Consider the following 2,739-nt stretch of genomic DNA (forward strand, 5'->3'; position numbering starts at 1 on the left):
GGGTGACCGGTGTGCAGGTACGCGACTCCGAGGACGGCAATCTCATCGAGGTGTACGGGCACGTGGTGGTCAACGCGACCGGGGTGTGGACCGACGAGATCCAGGCGCTGTCCAAGCAGCGTGGCCGGTTTCACGTGCGGGCGTCCAAGGGCGTGCACATCGTGGTGCCGCGGGACCGGATCGTCTCGGAGGTGGCGATCATCCTGCGCACCGAGAAGTCGGTGCTGTTCGTCATCCCGTGGGGCACCCACTGGATCATCGGGACCACCGACACCGACTGGAAGCTGGACCTGGCCCACCCGGCGGCCACCAAGGCCGACATCGACTACCTGCTGGCGCACGTCAACACGGTGCTGGTCACGCCGCTGACCGCCGACGACATCGACGGGGTCTACGCCGGGCTGCGGCCGCTGCTGGCCGGGGAGAGCGACGACACCTCCAAGCTCTCCCGCGAGCACGCGGTGGCGGTGCCGGCGCCCGGCCTGGTGGCCATCGCCGGCGGCAAGTACACCACCTACCGGGTGATGGCGGCCGACGCGATCGACGCCGCCGCCGAGTACGTCCCGTCCCGGGTGGCGCCGTCGATCACCGAGAAGGTGCCGCTGGTCGGCGCCGACGGCTACTTCGCGCTGGTCAACCAGGCGGAGCAGGTCGGCGCCCAGCGTGGGCTGCACCCGTACCGGGTGCGGCATCTGCTGGATCGGTACGGCTCGCTGATCTACCAGGTGCTGGCGCTGGCCGCCGCGGACCCCGGGCTGTTGGAGCCGATCGCCGCGGCGCCGATCTACCTGAAGGTGGAGGCCGCCTACGCCGCGGCCGCCGAGGGGGCGCTGCACCTGGAGGACGTGCTGGCCCGCCGGATGCGGATCTCCATCGAGTACGCCCACCGCGGGGTGGACTGTGCCCGCGAAGTCGCCGAGGTGGTGGCGCCGATCCTGGGCTGGAGCGACGCCGACGTCGACTGGGAGGTGGCGAACTACCTGGCCCGGGTGGAGGCCGAGGTGCTGTCGCAGACCCAGCCCGACGACGCCTCGGCGGACGCACTGCGGGCCAGCGCCCCGGAGGCCCGTCCGGAGATCCTCGAACCGGTGCCGCTGGATTGAGCACCGGGTGAGACGGCCCGCGCCGCTGCCGGTTCGCGACGGCCTGGGCCCGGCCCGGGTCCGGCTGCACGGCGGGCCGGTGCTGGCCGAGTTGGTGGCCCGGTTCGGTGCGGAAGCCCGAGAGCGGGTCTGCGCCGGGGAGGTTGTCGACGCCGACGGCGCGGTGGTCGACGAGACGACGACGCTGTCGGCCGGCACGCACGTGTACCTGTATCGCGAACTGCCCGACGAGGTTCGCGTCCCGTTCGAGATCGACGTGCTGTACCGCGACGACGACATCGTGGTGGTGGACAAGCCGCACTTCCTGGCCACCATGCCGCGTGGTCGGCACGTGGCGCAGACGGCGCTGGTGCGACTCCGCCGCGATCTGGGCCTGCCCGAGCTCAGCCCGGCGCACCGACTGGACCGGCTCACGGCCGGAGTGCTGTTGCTCACCGCCCGCCGCGAGCGGCGCGGGGCCTACCAGGGCATGTTCGCCCGGGGAGCGGTGTGCAAGACCTATCTGGCCCGGGCGGCGGTGAATCCTGCGCTGACGCTGCCGCTGACCGTGCGCAGCCGGATCATCAAGCGGCGCGGGCGGTTACAGGCCGTCGAGGAGCCTGGTGAGCCGAACGCGGAGACGCTGGTGGAGCTCGTCTCGCCCGACGGGGTGTATCGGCTGACGCCGCGCACCGGGCGCACCCACCAGCTGCGGGTGCAGATGGCCTCGCTCGGTCTGCCGATTCACGGAGATCCGCTGTACCCGAGGGTGATCGACGTGGCTCCCGACGATTTCTCCACCCCGCTGGCGCTGCTGGCGCAGACCCTGGAATTCGACGACCCGATCAGCGGGTCGGCTCGCCGATTCACCACCCGACGCCGCCTGGGTCAGGTAATCTGCGGCAGGTGACGTGGCGAGCCTTTCTGTTGCCGGTCGCGGCAACCGGATCGCTGCTGACGGTGCCGACGGCGAGCGCCGACCCGCACGAGTTCCCCGACCTGAGCGGCTACACCACGTTGGACAACGCCGGATACCACACCTACCGCAACTATCCGGGCTACGGCGGCGAGCAGTTCACCACCCCGGCCGGTTACCACTGCCGGATCGGCACCGAGATGAAATCGCACCAGCTGTGGGCGGAGTGCTGGGGCGCGCTGCCGGCCACCTCGTTCGACCACGCCGGGGTGCGGCTCGGCCAGCCCGGGGTGCTCGGCAACGTCAACCTCGCGCAGATGGACGACTACGACTGGTTCGCCCCGGACAACACCGCGACGCCGATGCGGTTCGGACCCGAGGACTACAAACCGCTGCCCAGCAACAGCAAACTGGTGAACACGGCGCGCTCGCCGGACGTGGCGACCTGCGGCGTGCAGGGCGAGACGACCGCCTGCGTGGTCGACGGCGCCGATGCGCGGCACGGCTTCGTGCTCGCCCCGGACGGCAGCTGGACGTTCTGAGGAGACGGCAATAGCGTTGCGTAGCACGGTGATCTCGGCGGCGGTCGGCGCCGTGGTGGCGTTCAGCCCGGCCGCTCCGGCCGCAGCCGGCCCCGGCCAATTCCCCGACCTGAGTACCTTCACCGAAGCCGACCCGCATCCGTACAACGTGTACGGCAACTACCCCTACACGGCCGGCCTGCAGTTCACCGCCCCGCCC

The 2,739-nt window shown here is 71.2% G+C and carries 3 protein-coding genes and 1 pseudogene; all 4 read left to right on the plus strand.

The features are described from left to right. A partial coding sequence (locus tag AC2VNT_RS03895; RefSeq protein WP_486945601.1) for a glycerol-3-phosphate dehydrogenase/oxidase occupies positions 1-1,103 on the plus strand: 1,103 nt, incomplete at its 5' end. Positions 1,104-1,110: 7 nt separating this feature from the next. Continuing rightward, positions 1,111-1,992: a pseudouridine synthase gene (locus tag AC2VNT_RS03900; protein ID WP_486945602.1), complete on the plus strand. Its 882-nt coding sequence runs from the start codon at positions 1,111-1,113 to the stop codon at positions 1,990-1,992. Beyond that, a complete protein-coding gene (locus tag AC2VNT_RS03905; protein ID WP_486945603.1) occupies positions 1,989-2,540 on the plus strand; it encodes a hypothetical protein in 552 nt (183 codons plus the stop codon). The genes AC2VNT_RS03900 and AC2VNT_RS03905 overlap by 4 nt, the downstream gene beginning before the upstream one ends. Positions 2,541-2,556: 16 nt before the next feature. Then, positions 2,557-2,739: pseudogene (locus AC2VNT_RS03910) on the plus strand (hypothetical protein); the annotation flags it as partial.

It is taken from the genome of Mycobacterium sp. TH-M15 (assembly GCF_057473705.1).